The sequence below is a fragment of the Paenibacillus apis genome (assembly GCF_018333295.1).
Classification (GTDB): Bacteria; Bacillota; Bacilli; order Paenibacillales; family Paenibacillaceae; genus Fontibacillus; species Fontibacillus antibioticophila.
Genome location: NZ_BORS01000002.1, coordinates 109973 through 125479, shown reverse-complemented (window position 1 = coordinate 125479; position 15507 = coordinate 109973). Strand labels below are relative to the sequence as shown.

Sequence of the window (15507 nt, the reverse complement as noted above, 5' to 3'; positions counted from 1 at the left end):
ATTTCACTAGGAGGGAAATCAGTCTCAATAAATCAACTCAATATTAAGCTCCGCCAATCTGCGTACCCAAGGCTCGGACGGCGCTTGATCTGTAACCAGATAATCAACCCGCTCCAATTCGCTCAGCACGGTAAAGGCCACTTTATCGAACTTGGTATGGTCGGCGAGGAGGATGACCTTGTCGCATTGCTTGAGCATGTACTTTTTCAACTCGCATTCAGGCTCGTTGGATTCGGTAATGCCCTTGTCCAGATCAATGCCCTTGCAACTGATGATCGCCTTATCCACGTTGTATCTTTGGAGAGTGTGATGAGCCACCGGACCGACCAGGGACAAGGAGCGCGGTCTCAGGTTGCCGCCAGTGGAGACAATATTCATTTCTGATCCGGAGAAGTCATTCAAAATATGAACTGAATTCGTGATCACGGTCAGGTTGTTCTTATTGGTTAGCAGCTTTAGCAATTCAAATGAGGTGGAGCTTGGATCCACCATCAAGGTATCGCCTTCATTGATTAAATCCATCGCCTTGATGGCGATGTTCTGCTTGATATCGGTATTCATGATATTGCGGGCGGTAAACGGAAGATCCTCATTCGTATGCCGGTTCAGCATGGCGCCTCCGTAGGTCCGGCTTACAATGCCTTCCTTTTCCAGCTTCTCAAGATCACGCCGGATCGTCTCTTCGGTGACCTCAAACATGCGGCTGAGAACCGATACCAGCACTCTCTTTTCCTGATGGGCCAAATCTATAATTTTCTTTCGTCTTTCGGCAGCTAACATAATTCTTCCTTTCTGCGAAACCGCAATGGAGGAGTTGGTAGTACAAGCTTTTCCTATTAAGTATGGAATAATAATTCTGTGTTTGCAACAAAAACAAAGGGTTTTGCTAGTATTTCGATTCGGAAATGTCGCAAAACAAACCAAAACAACAAATATAATCTTTATTTCGTTGACAACAAAGATTTACGCGGATAGGATATAAGATATAAACACAGAAAAACGGGCAGGATGGCGGAATTATTGCTTCGTCAATTTTTATTATGGAGGCTGGTCAAATCATGAGTACGCATGTGTATTATGTTCCACCGGTTAATCTGATGGGCAAGGGCTGTCTGAAGGATATCGGACCTTACATTCAGGAATTGGGCTTGAAAAAAGCGCTGGTCGTGACCGACAAATTTCTGGTTCAAAGCGGAATCGCAGGCAAAGTAACCGCTGTGCTTGATGACATCGGCCTGGATTATGCGCTGTATGATGATGTTAAGCCAAATCCTACCTGCAAGAATGTTCATGACGGACATAATTCCCTGATCGCTAACGGCTGTGACAGTCTGATTTCAATCGGCGGCGGCTCGCCGCAGGATACAGCCAAAGCCATAGGCATTATCGCAACAAATGGAGGACATATCTCCCAGTACGAAGGTGTTCACCAGTCTAAATCTAAAGCGTTGCCAATTGTAGCTGTGAACACAACGGCCGGTACTTCAGCCGAGGTCACGATTAACTATGTCATCACGGACGAGGATCGCAAAGTGAAGATGGTGATGGTGGATAAAAATAGCCTGGCCTCGATCTCCGTCAATGATCCCGAGCTGATGGTCGACAAGCCGGCTGCACTGACTGCGGCAACAGGGATGGACGCCTTAACTCATGCGATTGAAGCGCTCGTTACGCCGGGCTCGTACCCCGTGACAGATGCTACCGCGCTTGCAGCGGTTGAGTTGATCTTCAACAATCTGGCCCGCACCGTAAAGAACGGCCATGATATCGAAGCCAGAGAGCAAATGGTTTATGCGATTTTTCTGGGCGGACTTGCTTTTAATAATGCAGGACTTGGCTATGTCCACGCGATGGCTCACCAGCTGGGCGGAGTTTATGACCTGCCGCATGGTGTGTGCAATGCGATGCTTCTTCCGATCGTGGAGGAGGAGAATGCGAAGGTTGTACCGGAGAAATTCAGGAAAATTGCCCAAGTCATCGGTTATGATATTCAAGGAAAGAGCGACAAGGCATGTGCAGATTATGTGATTCAGCGGATAAAGGACTTGGCCGTGGAGGTCGGCATTCCGACCAAGCTGTCTGAGCTGGGCGTCAGCGATCCTGATCTGGATCTGCTTGCGGAGAATTCGATGAAGGATGCCTGCGCACCGGGCAATCCATTCCTTCCTACGAAGGAAGAAGTTATTGCGATGTTCAAAAAAATCATCTAGGAGATTGTTTCTATGACCCATCATATTGCCGTTGATATCGGCGCTTCCAGCGGAAGACTGGTGCTGGGAACGCTTCAGGACGGGAAAATCAGATTGAAAGAAATCCATCGCTTCGCCAACGGGTTCCAGGAGCGGGATGGCTCCTGCTTCTGGGATATCGATTATCTGTTTGGTGAGATCATCACCGGACTTGCACAGGCAAAGGCGGAGGGAATCGGGCAATGCACGCTGGGGATTGATACCTGGGCCGTGGATTATGTGCTGCTGGATCAAGCGGGCCATCGGATTCAGGAGGTCTACGCTTACCGCGACCGCCGGACCGAGCAGGCCATGCAGCTTCTGGCAAAGTTCATCCCGCCTGAAGATGTCTATAGCAAAACGGGTATTCAGCAGTTGAACTTTAATACCCTGTATCAGTTGTTCGTGCATGACCGTGAAGAGCTGTCCCGTACAGACAGCATCCTGATGGTGCCGGATTATTTATACTACCTGTTGACCGGGAAAAAAGGAAACGAAACGACGAATGCTTCGACGATGCAGCTGTTGAATCTGGATACGCGCGATTTCGATACCGAGCTGTTGGAACTGCTTGGCTTACGCAAGGAGCAGTTTCCGGGATTGATCGAGCCAGGGACTGAGCTCGGCACGCTTCGTCCGGAGCTCATAGAGCAATACGATCTGCCGGAGTGCCGCGTCATCATTGCCGCAACGCATGATACCGCCTCAGCGGTGCTCGGAGTTCCGGCAGCTAAGGGGCGTCATGCCGCCTACCTCAGCAGCGGAACCTGGTCATTGCTTGGGGTTGAACTGGCTCAGCCGCTGAATGATGCCAAAGCGATGGCTGCGAATTATACGAATGAATGGGGAGCATATGGTACCTTCCGCTTCCTCAAGAACATTATGGGGCTTTGGCTGATTCAGGAGGTTCGCAGGCTGGACGGCAATCGATACAGCTTTGCGCAGTTAGCTGATCTGGCTGCAGCAGCTGAGCCTTTTCGGAGCTTGATTCCTTGTAATCATGACCGCTTCCTTAACCCGGAGCATATGATTGAGGAAATTCAGAAGGCCTGCGAGCAATATGGCGAGTCTGTTCCGGAGAGTATCGGGCAAGTGGCGCGCTGCATCTTTGACAGCTTGGCACTGTCCTACCGCAGTTATTTGGAGGAGCTGGAGCAGTTGACGGGTGAATCGATGGATATCCTGCAGATCGTTGGCGGGGGAGCGAACAATAAGTTGCTGTGTCAGCTTACTGCGAATGTGCTGGGACGGGACGTCTCGGCCGGACCTACCGAGTCGACAGCGCTCGGAAATCTGGCTGTTCAGATGATCAGCAGCGATGTGCTGCCGGATATTGTGGAAGCGCGGGAAGTGATTTCGAACTCATTTGATATTAAGTATTACAAGCCGGAGCCCATGCAGGATTTGGACCGGATTGTCGAGCGCTGGAGCAAAGTGAACAAGACGGCCGAAGCACAGCACAATTGAATCGGGACATTTGAAACAGAAGGAAGGGGACTAGCAGCATGAATCAAAGCGTAGTCAATAGCTATAACGAGGCGAAAAAGTTGTATGAATCCCACGGGATTGATGTGGATCAGGTCTTAAAGCAGCTGTCGGAGATTAAAATCTCTTTGCATTGCTGGCAGGGGGATGATGTTCGGGGCTTCCTGTTCCGCGACAAGGAGCTTAGCGGCGGCATTGCCGTCACCGGCAGCTATCCGGGGCGTGCAAGCACTCCGCAAGAGCTGCGCGAGGATCTGGAGAAGGCGCTATCCCTTATTCCGGGCAAGCACAAGGTAAACCTGCATGCCATCTACGCAGATACGGATGAGCAGGTCGATCTGGATGAGCTGGAGCCGCGCCACTTCGAGAAATGGGTGGAATGGGCGAAGGAGCAGGGTCTGGGTCTTGATTTTAACCCGACTTATTTCTCCCACCCGAATGCGGCGGATGGCTTTACTCTGAGCCATACGAATGATGAGATCCGGGAATTCTGGATTCGTCATGGCAAGGCTTCGCGTAAAATTGCCGAGCATTTCGGCCGGGAGCTGGGTCAGACCTGCTTCACGAATTTCTGGGTACCGGACGGCTACAAGGATACGCCGGTGGACCGTCTGGCACCAAGGCAACGGCTGGCGGCCTCGCTGGATGAGATTTTCAGCGAACTGATTGATGAGCAATTCAATGTGGACGGCGTAGAAAGCAAGCTGTTCGGCATCGGCTCGGAGAGCTATGTAGTAGGCTCGCATGAGTTCTATATGGGATACGGAATATCGCGCGGCAAGGCCATCACACTGGATGCGGGACACTTCCATCCGACCGAGGTGATCAGCAACAAGCTGTCGTCGATCCTGATGTTCAGCAAGCATTTGCTGCTGCATGTCAGCCGTCCGGTTCGCTGGGACAGCGACCATGTGGTCACCATGGATGATGAATTGCTGGAAATTGCCCGTGAGCTGGTTCGTGGAGATTTACTGTCGAAGACAAGTCTGGGTCTCGATTTCTTTGATGGCAGCATTAATCATTTGGCAGCCTGGGTGATCGGAACGCGGAACACAATCAAGGCGTTGCTGCGTGCGATGCTGGAGCCGGTGGAGGAACTGCGGAAGATTGAATTGGCCGGCGACTATACCTCCCGCTTGGCTTTGGTTGAAGAATTCAAGTCCTATCCGTTCGGAGCCGTATGGGATTATTACTGTGCTTCGCAAGGCGTGCCTGTCAGGGAGCAATGGCTCAACGAGGTGAAGCGGCACGAACAGGAAGTATTGCTGAAGAGATAAATGAGCTATTATCCATTATCTAAGGAGAGAGAAGAATCATGACAACATCTCTGATTGAAACGTCAGGATACATCGGAAGCGCGGAAGCTCCTTTTATTCAGGAAATGACCGAGATTACCCATCATATGTGGACCCTGGGCTGGGATGAGCTGAACGGCGGCAATATCAGCTATTTATTGGATGAAGAGGAAGTTGGCAAGTACATTGATATCCACAGCTCCTTACGCTCTCTGGATCTCGCCTTCCCGGTAAAGGAACTGGCCGGCAAATACTTTATCGTCACCGGATCGGGCAAGTATTTCAGAAACGTAATTAAAGACCCGGAAGCCAACCTTGGCGTGGTGCGTGTATCTGCGAGCGGCGAGCAGGTAGAAATTCTGTGGGGACTGCGCAATGGTGCAAGACCAACCAGCGAGCTGGCTTCTCACTTTATGAGCCACATCGAGCGGTTGAAGGTAGATCCCAAGCATCGCATCGTGCTGCATACCCATGCTACCAATGTCATTGCCATGACATTTACCCATGAGCTGGATGAGTCGAAGTTCACCAAAACATTATGGCAGATGTGTACGGAATGTCTTGTGGTCTTCCCGGATGGAATAAGCATCCTGCCTTGGATGGTTCCGGGAAGTAATGAAATCGGCCGGGAAACGGCCAAGAAGATGAAGGACTACCGCGTAGTCATCTGGCCGCATCACGGCATCTTTGGCACAGGCGCTACCATGGACGAAACCTTCGGTTTGATCGAGACCGTCGAGAAGGCTGCTGCAGTATATAATTTGATCGGCGGAAGAGAGATCAGGCAAGTGATTACCGATTCGGAGCTGGCCGATTTGGCTATGGCGTTTGGAGTGGAGCCGAAGGCTGGGGTTTTGGGGTTAGTGTGAGATGATGGAGAAGTATTTTGACTCACGAAGTCAATCTCAAGAAGAAAAAGTAATCAATTAACGACAAACCTATTAATTTATCACTATAATTTATAGTCAACGATTAGCAGGTCCACAGACTTATCGGTGGGCCTATTTTCATACCAGATTTCACCAAACTTATGATATAGTAGAGAGGATCTAGGCGGAATTTAGAAATTTCAGAAGAATGATCAAAGGGATCATCAAACAGTGCGGGTAAAAAGTCCTTTGAATTGTTTGAATGGTTCTATTATAGCGTGAGGTGGGTCCAATTATGGCTAAAACGTATTATGCAGAAGGTAGGCAAGTAGCCTATGTCCTCCGGGGCCTATTTATTCTTGGAGGTTTGGGAATCTATTTCAGCATTCCCGGTTTACATTGGGGATTCTTCTTTGGAATCCTGTTTGGTTCCGTTATTCTCGGTGAAATATTCGGCCGTATGTGGACTAGTAAGCGGCGAAAGGACAAAAAGGTAAAGAAGTCCGGCCGCACGAGTGGAGTGAGGCAAGTCAGTACAACCAAAGCTAAGAGTAGAGCAAACAATACTTCGGCTAAGGCACCCATGAAGAAGTTGACAGATGCGCAGCTTCTAAAAGCAGACGTAAGAACTTTGTCCGGCACGGATTTTGAGAGATTGATGGAGCTATATTACATAGATCAAGGCTACACCGTACAACGAGTCGGCGGTTCCGGCGATCACGAAGTGGATTTGATCCTCAAGGGCAAAGAGGGGTATAAAATCGCCGTGCAATGCAAGCGCTGGAAGCAGGATGTCGGAAATGACATTGTGCTGCGGCTCAAAGCCGGTAAGCAAGTACATGGCTGTTATGATGCTTGGATAGTGACGACAAGCAATTTTACGAAGGCGGCGAAAGAGGCGGCAGATAAGCTTAATATTAAGTTGATTAATGGGTTGTCGTTGGATGAAAGGTTGAAGAGATGGGATCGGATTGCCAAGTGAAGTGATATTCATCCATTTTGTGGTATGATAGGACACTTAATATTGTGGGGCTCTATTTTTGCACTAAAAATTTTGATTTCATTAACAGTTTATACAGCCGCATAACTGGGATGTTCGAGTGAATCAATTGTTAAGAAGCTTCTGCCAACGAACTGGCGGAGGCTTTTTGTTTGAAAGTATAAGATTAGTGATCGCCATCTTCCATTTAATAGTATAATAAAAACATGCTTCAAAAAGGCTATTTAAACACGATGATTTCGTTTAATCAATTGTATTCCTTATATTTACGAACTTCGTGAATAATACGTTATATCAACGCAATATCGGATAAAAACATATTTATAAATTTAGAGGGGACAATAGAATGAATCCAATACTAATAGATTTTCCAAACCAATTTACAACTGAAAGGTTATTGATAAGAGCACCTCTACCTGGCGATGGCAAGGTAGTGTATGAGAGTATTTTTTCATCGATCAATGAGCTCAAGGAGTGGTTTTCGCTTTTTGCACAAAACGAACATTCTGAACAGTCAATCGAAGCAATTCTACGAGAAGAACATGCAAAGTTTATTAAGAGAGAATATCTTAGACTTTTGATATTTGATAAAGAAACTGAACAATTCATTGGTTTATCTGGATTGTATAGGCCAGATTGGGAGATACGTAAATTTGAAATCGGATACTGGATTGATACACGTATGAGCGGAAAAGGGTATATGACTGAAGCAGTTCAAGGAATTACCAATTTTGCCTTTACAGAGTTGAAGGCTAGAAGAGTAGAAATTCGTTGTGATACTTTAAATTATAAGAGTAAGGCGATTCCAGAACGATTAGGCTTTCAATTAGAAGGAACTTTAAGATGTAATGATTTATCAGCAGATAAGAGTCAGATAAGAGATACTCATATATACGCTCTAGTTAAATAAATTGTGCTAGTAGCTCGAGAAGGCGTTGACATCCTATAACACCATATTCACGCATCGGGGCATTCGCCCCTCGGTCCGGCATGAGGTAGGTTAGGCAGGGGAGCAGATTCAGCCAGACACATCCGACTTCGTCGGACGTCGTGAATACAGGGAACGTTATAAGAAATCAGCGCAAAAACGAAAAGCAATACCAAATTCTTTTAGATGATTAAGCTAACACAGATATTCCAAGGAGTCGAGTTAATGCTCTATATATTTAGCGGATTACCAGGCACCGGTAAGACCACGTTATCATCAGCTTTGGCCAGGGAACTACGGGCTACATATCTTCGGGTCGATGTCGTTGAGCAGGCTATGCGTGATTCTGGAAAGAGCATTGAAGGACCCGAGGGTTACATCGTGTGTTATGCAATTGCCTCACAGAATCTCCAGTTGGGTCTAGACGTAATTGCAGATACAGTAAATCCTATTGAAATAACGCGCAAAGCTTGGCGTAACGTTGCAGAATCACTCGAGATTCCTTTTGTGGAGATTGAAGTGATTTGTTCTGACGTTAATGAACACAAACGTCGGGTCGAAACGCGTACAGCTGATATTCAAGGATTTGTTCTTCCGACGTGGGAGAAGGTCAGAAATAGAGAATATGATGTTTGGGACCGGGATCATATAGTAATAGACACAGCCAACAGAACAGTGGAAGAAGGCTTGATTGCATTATACAAGAAGTTGGATCAGGAGCGATGAAAATTACGTTGAGAGTATTAATGAAGAACCATAATTAATGTGCAGGTATATCAAAGAAGGCGCTGACATCGTATAACAATGTGTTTACGCATCGGTGGACAAGCCGCCTCGGTCCCAGAAGATAAGTCGGAGAAGTGATTGCCGGACACACCTGCACTACCCAACCGCATCGCGGCCAGTCACTTCGTTCCTTTAGGGTGTTGAGGCGTCGTGAACTGGAAACGTTATAAGAAATTGGCGTATGAGAGAATATGTAAAGGCTACATCGATGTAGTAAAAAAGCTATGTCTGGAGCATCCTTTTGTATTGGGGTATAATAAAAATGATCAAAATAAAAGGGGGTACAGTTGATGAGTGTCCCAAATGATGAATTGGAAAACATATTAGGTAATTTAAATGAGAAAAATAAGGTTGTTGCTAAGAGCTTTTTATCATGGTTACTTGAAAAACAGCTTGATGAAGACGATGATTGTTTGACACCTGAAGATATGCAGGCCATAGAACAGGGACGAATTGAATTTCAAAATGGTCAGACTAAATCCTTGGAGGATCTAAAACGTGAACTTGAAATATAAAGTCACATTTTCAAGTGAAGCTGAAAAGAACCTGAGGAAAATAGACCGAGTTACCGCAAGAAGAATCTTTATATCCCTTGAAGAATTATCTAATGACCCATTTAACAATCCAAATACAAAGAAAATGAAGGGTAAAGAAGGGATGATTTTTAGATTACGGGTGGGAGCTTATCGAATAATCTATGAGGTTCTTAATAATGAATTAATCATCTTTGTAGTTCGTATAGGACCTAGAGGAGACATATATAAATGACAGCAGAGCCCTGGCAATAAAGTTAGGGCTCTTTTTATTTAAAGAAGATTATGTGAGATGTACAAGAAGCAGCCAACGTCTTATAACATAACATTTCTGCTTCGTCTCTGACGCTCCATGGTCTCCAAGAAGTATGTCACAGAAGTAGAATCTGGCGACACATCCAATCGGCTAAGTCTGACGACCCGCACTTTGTGCCTTAAGCCGCTTGGACGTCAGAAATGCGAGAACGTTATCTGAAAGGGCTGCTAATTGTATTAAAACCATAAAAAGTATACGACTAAACAATATATAAGAACGCTTGTACGCAGATGTAAACAAAGGTGAAATATAACTACAATTGAATCTTCGGTGGGCATGGTTTCCCTTCGAAAGGAGGTGAGGCCATGGAGGTTAAAGATGCAATTCAGATTATGTTCCTATTTGGAATGTTTATTCTTGCACTCTTAACATACATCGGGAATAACAACAAGAGAAAGTAAAAACCCACCCCAAGGTTGACCGCCGAAGGTGGGTTTCCAATCGTAAATGACTAAGAAGGGATTACCCATCCAAGCCAATTGTATGGACCAAGTGTTAGCGCACTTGGTCTTTATTAATTATATAGTACCATAATTGAAAAGATGTATCAATTTTCAACTGTTGAAGCGGCAGCAGCTCGACTAAATGAGATTGAGTACAGACTCTCTCTTTTTTTCATTGTTGCAAAATACTCCTTGCGGGAGCGCTATGTTATGATGGAGGAACAACTATAGACAGTATCTGGTGTCTAAGCTGGAGAAGATCGAAAGGAATGAGAGGAATGAAACATCCTTTTCATCTGAAAGCAGTATGGAATGGTGGACGTAACAGTGAAGGACATATAGAAGCAGGCGGGTTAAAAACGGTTATATCCATTCCGCAGGAGATGGGCGGTCCGGGAACAGGCACAAACCCTGACGAAATGCTGCTGGGAGCAGCGTCGACCTGTTATCTGATCACTCTGGCAGCGATGCTGGAGCGTGCGGGTATTACACCCCAGGAACTGACACTAGAGTCTGAGGCGACAGTCGATGTAACGAATAATATTTTTACGTACGAACGGATCATTCATAAACCACGGATCGTACTCAAGGATGAGACAACCGAAGCTGAATTTACAAAAGCAGAGCGGCTCGCACATTTGGCCGAACAGTCCTGCATGATCTCCAGAGCCGTAGCAGGTAATGTATCCATAGAAACACAGCCTAGTATTGTAAAGGCAGGGGCTAACTGAGGATGATGATTGGTGAAGTGGAGAGGTAATTGAAACTATAACATCAGAACAAGCCGGGGCGTGAATTGGTCATGCGTTCCGGCTTTATTTTGTTGCTCTGGAACTCTCCCCTTCGTCTCTACATATTAATACTCTGCTTCCTTGCGTACTGTAAAATAATTACGGACGGTAATGAGATTATTTCGAGTCCCTGATCGTGTTATATGCAGGAGGAGAAAAAATGGAGAATAATTCTTTATTGCGTACGGATAAAGAATTGGCTGAACTATATCAACGACATGTAGATCGTGTATACAGGCTGTGCTATATCTATTTGAAGAATCCTGTTGATGCAGAAGATGCTGTTCAATCTGTATTTCTAAAGCTGATCAAATATCCAAAGATGTTCAATGACCGCGAGCATGAAAAAGCGTGGTTGACGGTAACTGCCAGAAATCACTGTAAAGATGTTCTTAAAAGCTGGTGGAAAACCCGTCGTGTTGCTCTGGACGCTTTACCTGAGGCGTCCTCCTGGAATGGCGATGAGCCGTCAAGAGACATGCTTGCAAGACTGCTTTCACTCCCTGAAAAATACAAAACCGTTTTATATCTGTACTATTTTGAGGAGTACTCCGTAAAAGAGATCTCTGAGATGTTGGGTTACAAAGAAAGTACGATTCAAACACAACTATTCAGAGGTCGTAAACGCCTCAAAATTGACCTAGGAGGGGATTTCCTTGAGTAACAGAAATATCAATCGACTTTTCGAAGCCCTTACGCCAAATACCGAAAAAAAAGAAAAAATGCTTCAAAATATTTTAGTGCACAGCAGGGATGGAGATAAAGGGAAAACAGGACAAGCTTTTTCAAAACGTTTAAGACCCGCCTTATTGGTTGCTGTATTGATAGTTTGTTTATCCACAACTGCTCTTGCAGGGGCGTATATGGGATTGGATGATGTGTTTATGAGATTTCTTAATCCAATAAATCAAGAGCAAGCACAATATTTGTCAAATGGCGCTTATGTGGTTGATAAACAGGTAAAAAACAAGAATGGGACGCTTCATATTAAACAAGTGATCGGCGATAGTAATCTGACCTATATCTTAATGGACTTTATTGCACCTGAAGGTACCGTATTAGACGCGGCACGGTATCGGTTTTTATATTACGACATTCCAACAAATCAGGACTATATGGGTGTAGAATTTAAAGTGCTTGACGATGGCGATCACAGTGACAATAGAATTAGCCTGGTTATGAGCATCCTAACGAAAACTTCCATAGCCGGTCAAAACGTGCACTTCCAGCTCAAGGATCTACAAGCGGCAGATCCGTATCCAGGCATTTTCACAACGGTTATACCGGACGCTTGGGAAACAGATTTCAAGCTGGATTTCAAGGAGTACTCTACTCCTTATAACGTCAACAAAAGCCTTGACATGTTTGGTTACAGGGCTGTACTAGAAACGATCTCCGTTTCACCGATTTCGATTTCATTAAAGCTAGAGAGCAGTTCAATGGATGATATTTACGAAGCTGCCGGCTTCTTAAAGGAAATTGGGGTTAATCAACACTTGGATAACTTTCCGGTCACGATAAAATACCAGGATGGTACGACGGAAACGACAAACCTGTTTAACGGATTGCATTTGATGGAAAATGGCACGCAATTATTTACGGTTAAAACATTTGAACATGTAATCAATACCAAGGAAATCGTATCAATCGTCTTTTTTGATAAGGAAATACCGATTAATAACTAATGTTCATTAAATCAGCGATGGGATGAGCCCGCTGCTTAAGTTCTTCAGTTGCGGGCCCACCCTATGACTGCGACGATCAGCACAATTAGAGCGACAGAACCGATGGGCTTCCTCGCGTTACCCTCGAGCCTGACCCATCTCAACACACATCAACACAAAGGCTCCAACCCCATGTAGATCATTCTCACTGGTAGGACGGGCGATATAGTGCGCATAGTCACCGATGCCGGTGCCGATGCAGATTTGACCGATCACAAGTCCGCCATGCTCATCAAAGGTCAGGGTATCAATCACACCTTGATATCCCTTCCACGCATACTCCAAATAATCCGGGCTAAGGAATCCAAGTCTTACCGCCTTAGCGATAGCTTGAACAAATAAGGAGGTGCAAGAGTTCTCTAACCAATTGTCAGCGAGATGTCCCTTGTCGACAACCTGATACCAGCGCCCGGTAGCGGTGTCCTGATATTTTACGACGGCTTCAAGCAGACTTTGCAGGATTTGGATCAAGGCAGCACGATCCTTATGCTCCGCCGGGAAATGCTCCAGCATTTCAAGCAAGGCGACAGGAACCCAGCCAATCGAGCGTCCCCAGAACTCCGGGGCCAGACCCGTCTCGGGATCAGCCCATACCGCAGCTTTGGTCTCGTCCCAGCCATGATAGAGCAGGCCGGTAACGGGATCTTTGGTGTGCTTCTCTAACAAAAGCGCTTGTGCGGCGATCATGTCAAAGAATTCGTCTTTGCCGAATGTTTTCGCATACAGTGCTGCAATTGGTCCGCCCATATACAGGCCATCCAGCCACATTTGATTCGGATAGTGATCCTTATGCCAGAACCCGCCTGAAGGATTGGTCTTCCATGACTCAAAGTGCGACACGAGTTCGTCCAGCGCCTTTTTGTATCGTTCATCCCCGGTTTGCTCAAGCAAATTAAAAAGGAGCACCCCAGGCTGTATATCATCCAGCTCCGTAGAATTGTACTTTCTGATGCTGCCGTCCGCCCGAATATTACTGTCGACCCAGCTCTTAATGTAATGATAATAGGCAGGGTTTTGAGTGATTTCCCAGCACTTCTCCATCCCTGACAGAAATACGCCCTGATGATAATGAAAACGGTCGGGAGGAAGCTCCTCTGGCTTAAACTTGTTCATTAGCGCTTCACATCCCAGCTCCGCCCACTCGATTGGAGAGCGCTGCATCGTATCTGATGGGTTCAAAGACGACGTACCATTCCCGTAATTGTTCATCTGCATCTGACCTCCTTGGAATTGACCTCATCATAGCACAAGAAAATACACATTTTTTGCGAAAATTACTAGAAACCTCTTATATCTTGCGTTAAATTGAACGGTAAATTATGATGGGGAAAAGGGTTGGAATAGAAGGCAGGCGGGATGATGGAAGAGATCAATTATGTGAACGCACAAACCACCTTCTCGGTCTCTTACCGGAAGGCGAGCAGCCATCATATGAAGATTAATCATTTACACAGCAGCTATGAATTCTTCTACTTAATGTCCGGCCAGCGAAGGTTCTTTATTAAGGACCGGACCATGGTTGTAGATGAAGGGCATATCATCATAATCGGCCCGAATGTGCTGCACCGGACCACGGATGCGAACACATCACAATATGAAAGATTGGTAATCAATATCCACAGTGAGGAGCTGGCTTGGGCGGATCGAATATCCCCGGATTTCATCAATCGACTGCTTGACCATGAGTATCTGATTCTAAAATGCCCTCCGCAAACGGCGATGCTGATCGAGGAGCTGTCACGGAGCATCATCAAGGAAATTCGGGACTGTAATCCTGGATTTGAGGTGTATGCTCAAACCCTTGTATTCCAGATGCTCATCCTTTGCAGCAGACATCTATTGAACAGCAACGCATATTCCACGGAAGTCCAAAACCCGGCGGCATATGAGCGAATATTTGAAGTGGTCAGGTATATGAACAGTCATTACATGCAGGACATGTCACTGCCCATGGTGGCGGAGAAATTTTATATCAGTCCCTATTATTTGAGCCGATTCTTTAAAGAAGCGACAGGCTTTACTTTTATAGAATATTTGAACCATGTGCGCGTGAAGGAAGCGAAGCAACTGCTTGAGAACTCCTCCATGAAAGTAAATCTGATCGCGAGAAAAGTCGGTTTTGGCAGTATCACTCACTTTGGGCGGGTATTCAAGCAGGTGACAGGACAGGCGCCGCTGTATTATCGGAGGAAGGGCTGATGGGACTCCCGATAAGCCCTGGGTGTCAGTCCGGTCAGCCTTTTAAACATTTTCCCGAAGTGGGAAAAGTTATCGAAGCCGGCGAGCTCAGACACATGGGTAATGCTGTGATCAGTCTCACGAAGCAATCGCTCCGCTTCCTTTACGCGGGTGAGGTTCACGTATTCGGCGAAGCCAAAACCAGTGACCTGCTTGAACATTCTGCTCAGGTAACTTTTACTAATGAAAAAATGACGAGATAGCTCCTCCAGCTCAAGCGGCTCTCCAAAGTGAAGATTGATATAACGAACAACGTCTGAAATTTTGCGTTGAACCGAGGAGGACTCCTGCTTCGGCAGCGACTCGAGCTTAAGGAAGCTGCGTGCCGTATATAGCAATAATTCGCTTGCTATATGAGAGATGCGTAAGCGAAATCCGGGCTGTTGCTCATTCAATTCTGTGAGCAGGGTATGAAACAGGGCTTCGAGCTGCAGCTGCTCCTGAAGGTTAGGTCTCAGCAGCGGAAATTCCTGGAGAAAAGGAGATAAGAGCAAGTCCCTTTCTTCTGCAGGCAAATCATCGAAATAGGACGGTGCGAAGTAGAGTACGATTCGTTCATGATTTGGCGCACCCGAGTCGGACGTCTTGTGAACGGCATTTGACTCGATGAATACAAGATCGCCTGACTGTACCTGGTAGACATCATCTTTGATAAAATAGTTGCGTTGTCCGCTGAATAAATAATAGAGCTCATACTCCCGGTGGTAATGATCTGTCGCCATGGAATAATGGCCCCTTCTGCGATCGAATTCCAGATAGAAGGGGTCATTTTTATGTCCAAATCGAAGGATGTCAGGAAAATGGGAAAGCTTCATGAGAACACTCCTTAACTAAATACTTACTTCCTTTATCATATGACAAAAAAAGCGGG

Annotated in this window: 17 protein-coding genes; 14 read left to right on the top strand and 3 right to left on the bottom strand. The window is 46.0% G+C overall.

The window, feature by feature from the left end; translation table 11 throughout:
• Positions 1–24: 24 nt before the first annotated feature.
• Positions 25–780 carry a DeoR/GlpR family DNA-binding transcription regulator gene (locus tag KI362_RS03225; protein WP_212939326.1) on the bottom strand — a complete coding sequence of 252 codons (756 nt, stop codon included), beginning with the start codon at positions 778–780 and terminating at the stop codon, positions 25–27.
• Positions 781–1058: 278 nt separating this feature from the next.
• Here KI362_RS03225 and KI362_RS03220 point away from each other — a divergent pair, with 278 nt between their 5' ends.
• The 13 genes from KI362_RS03220 (at position 1059) to KI362_RS03160 (ending at position 12359) form a co-directional block, all read left to right on the top strand.
• Positions 1059–2210 carry an iron-containing alcohol dehydrogenase gene (locus tag KI362_RS03220; protein WP_301624827.1) on the top strand — a complete coding sequence of 384 codons (1152 nt, stop codon included), beginning with the start codon at positions 1059–1061 and terminating at the stop codon, positions 2208–2210.
• 12 nt (positions 2211–2222) lie between these two features.
• On the top strand, positions 2223–3695 hold the full coding sequence (rhaB, locus tag KI362_RS03215; RefSeq protein WP_301624826.1) for a rhamnulokinase: 1473 nt from the start codon (positions 2223–2225) through the stop codon (positions 3693–3695).
• A gap of 38 nt (positions 3696–3733) precedes the next feature.
• Complete coding sequence (rhaA, locus tag KI362_RS03210) at positions 3734–4990, top strand: L-rhamnose isomerase (protein WP_301624825.1); 1257 nt, start codon at positions 3734–3736, stop codon at positions 4988–4990.
• 38 nt (positions 4991–5028) lie between these two features.
• Entirely contained in the window at positions 5029–5877 is an 849-nt protein-coding gene (gene rhaD, locus KI362_RS03205) for a rhamnulose-1-phosphate aldolase (protein ID WP_301624824.1), read from the top strand.
• 583 nt (positions 5878–6460) lie between these two features.
• The gene (locus KI362_RS03200; protein ID WP_301624823.1) at positions 6461–6859 is read left to right on the top strand and encodes a restriction endonuclease; all 399 of its coding nucleotides are present in this window, start codon (positions 6461–6463) and stop codon (positions 6857–6859) included.
• A gap of 364 nt (positions 6860–7223) precedes the next feature.
• Positions 7224–7787, top strand: a complete 564-nt coding sequence (locus KI362_RS03195; RefSeq protein WP_301624822.1) for a GNAT family N-acetyltransferase — start codon at positions 7224–7226, stop codon at positions 7785–7787.
• Between the two features lie 243 nt (positions 7788–8030).
• Positions 8031–8531 (top strand): AAA family ATPase, encoded by a 501-nt coding sequence (locus KI362_RS03190; protein WP_301625233.1) that lies wholly within the window; start codon positions 8031–8033, stop codon positions 8529–8531.
• Positions 8532–8881: 350 nt separating this feature from the next.
• Complete coding sequence (locus KI362_RS03185; RefSeq protein WP_301624821.1) at positions 8882–9106, top strand: hypothetical protein; 225 nt, start codon at positions 8882–8884, stop codon at positions 9104–9106.
• Positions 9090–9359, top strand: a complete 270-nt coding sequence (locus KI362_RS03180; RefSeq protein WP_301624820.1) for a type II toxin-antitoxin system RelE family toxin — start codon at positions 9090–9092, stop codon at positions 9357–9359. Before KI362_RS03185 ends, KI362_RS03180 begins: the two co-directional genes overlap by 17 nt.
• Positions 9360–9745: 386 nt before the next feature.
• Positions 9746–9841 (top strand): competence inhibitor ComI, encoded by a 96-nt coding sequence (comI, locus tag KI362_RS03175; protein WP_071784179.1) that lies wholly within the window; start codon positions 9746–9748, stop codon positions 9839–9841.
• A gap of 320 nt (positions 9842–10161) precedes the next feature.
• Complete coding sequence (locus KI362_RS03170) at positions 10162–10614, top strand: OsmC family protein (RefSeq protein WP_301625231.1); 453 nt, start codon at positions 10162–10164, stop codon at positions 10612–10614.
• Between the two features lie 220 nt (positions 10615–10834).
• Positions 10835–11338 (top strand): RNA polymerase sigma factor, encoded by a 504-nt coding sequence (locus KI362_RS03165; protein WP_301624819.1) that lies wholly within the window; start codon positions 10835–10837, stop codon positions 11336–11338.
• Entirely contained in the window at positions 11331–12359 is a 1029-nt protein-coding gene (locus KI362_RS03160; RefSeq protein WP_301624818.1) for a hypothetical protein, read from the top strand. The genes KI362_RS03165 and KI362_RS03160 overlap by 8 nt, the downstream gene beginning before the upstream one ends.
• A gap of 117 nt (positions 12360–12476) precedes the next feature.
• Here the strand turns inward: KI362_RS03160 and KI362_RS03155 are convergent, their stop codons facing one another.
• Positions 12477–13607 (bottom strand): glycoside hydrolase family 88/105 protein, encoded by a 1131-nt coding sequence (locus KI362_RS03155; RefSeq protein WP_301624817.1) that lies wholly within the window; start codon positions 13605–13607, stop codon positions 12477–12479.
• A 147-nt stretch (positions 13608–13754) separates the two neighbouring features.
• Here KI362_RS03155 and KI362_RS03150 point away from each other — a divergent pair, with 147 nt between their 5' ends.
• Entirely contained in the window at positions 13755–14597 is an 843-nt protein-coding gene (locus tag KI362_RS03150) for an AraC family transcriptional regulator (protein WP_306432810.1), read from the top strand.
• On the opposite strand, the gene KI362_RS03145 is transcribed toward KI362_RS03150, so the two are convergent.
• Complete coding sequence (locus KI362_RS03145; RefSeq protein WP_301624816.1) at positions 14579–15451, bottom strand: helix-turn-helix transcriptional regulator; 873 nt, start codon at positions 15449–15451, stop codon at positions 14579–14581. The genes KI362_RS03150 and KI362_RS03145 overlap by 19 nt on opposite strands.
• Positions 15452–15507 lie beyond the last annotated feature (56 nt).

Excerpts from the sequence above, each read along its gene's own strand:
- rhaD (WP_301624824.1), top strand. The coding sequence starts at position 5,029 with ATGACAACATCTCTGATTGAAACGTCAGGATACATCGGAAGCGCGGAA.
- KI362_RS03165 (WP_301624819.1), top strand. The coding sequence starts at position 10,835 with ATGGAGAATAATTCTTTATTGCGTACGGATAAAGAATTGGCTGAACTA.
- KI362_RS03155 (WP_301624817.1), bottom strand. The coding sequence starts at position 13,607 with ATGAACAATTACGGGAATGGTACGTCGTCTTTGAACCCATCAGATACG.
- comI (WP_071784179.1), top strand. The coding sequence starts at position 9,746 with ATGGAGGTTAAAGATGCAATTCAGATTATGTTCCTATTTGGAATGTTT.
- KI362_RS03185 (WP_301624821.1), top strand. The coding sequence starts at position 8,882 with ATGAGTGTCCCAAATGATGAATTGGAAAACATATTAGGTAATTTAAAT.
- KI362_RS03220 (WP_301624827.1), top strand. The coding sequence starts at position 1,059 with ATGAGTACGCATGTGTATTATGTTCCACCGGTTAATCTGATGGGCAAG.
- KI362_RS03145 (WP_301624816.1), bottom strand. The coding sequence starts at position 15,451 with ATGAAGCTTTCCCATTTTCCTGACATCCTTCGATTTGGACATAAAAAT.
- KI362_RS03190 (WP_301625233.1), top strand. The coding sequence starts at position 8,031 with ATGCTCTATATATTTAGCGGATTACCAGGCACCGGTAAGACCACGTTA.
- rhaA (WP_301624825.1), top strand. The coding sequence starts at position 3,734 with ATGAATCAAAGCGTAGTCAATAGCTATAACGAGGCGAAAAAGTTGTAT.
- KI362_RS03170 (WP_301625231.1), top strand. The coding sequence starts at position 10,162 with ATGAAACATCCTTTTCATCTGAAAGCAGTATGGAATGGTGGACGTAAC.
- KI362_RS03195 (WP_301624822.1), top strand. The coding sequence starts at position 7,224 with ATGAATCCAATACTAATAGATTTTCCAAACCAATTTACAACTGAAAGG.
- rhaB (WP_301624826.1), top strand. The coding sequence starts at position 2,223 with ATGACCCATCATATTGCCGTTGATATCGGCGCTTCCAGCGGAAGACTG.
- KI362_RS03150 (WP_306432810.1), top strand. The coding sequence starts at position 13,755 with ATGATGGAAGAGATCAATTATGTGAACGCACAAACCACCTTCTCGGTC.
- KI362_RS03225 (WP_212939326.1), bottom strand. The coding sequence starts at position 780 with ATGTTAGCTGCCGAAAGACGAAAGAAAATTATAGATTTGGCCCATCAG.
- KI362_RS03200 (WP_301624823.1), top strand. The coding sequence starts at position 6,461 with ATGAAGAAGTTGACAGATGCGCAGCTTCTAAAAGCAGACGTAAGAACT.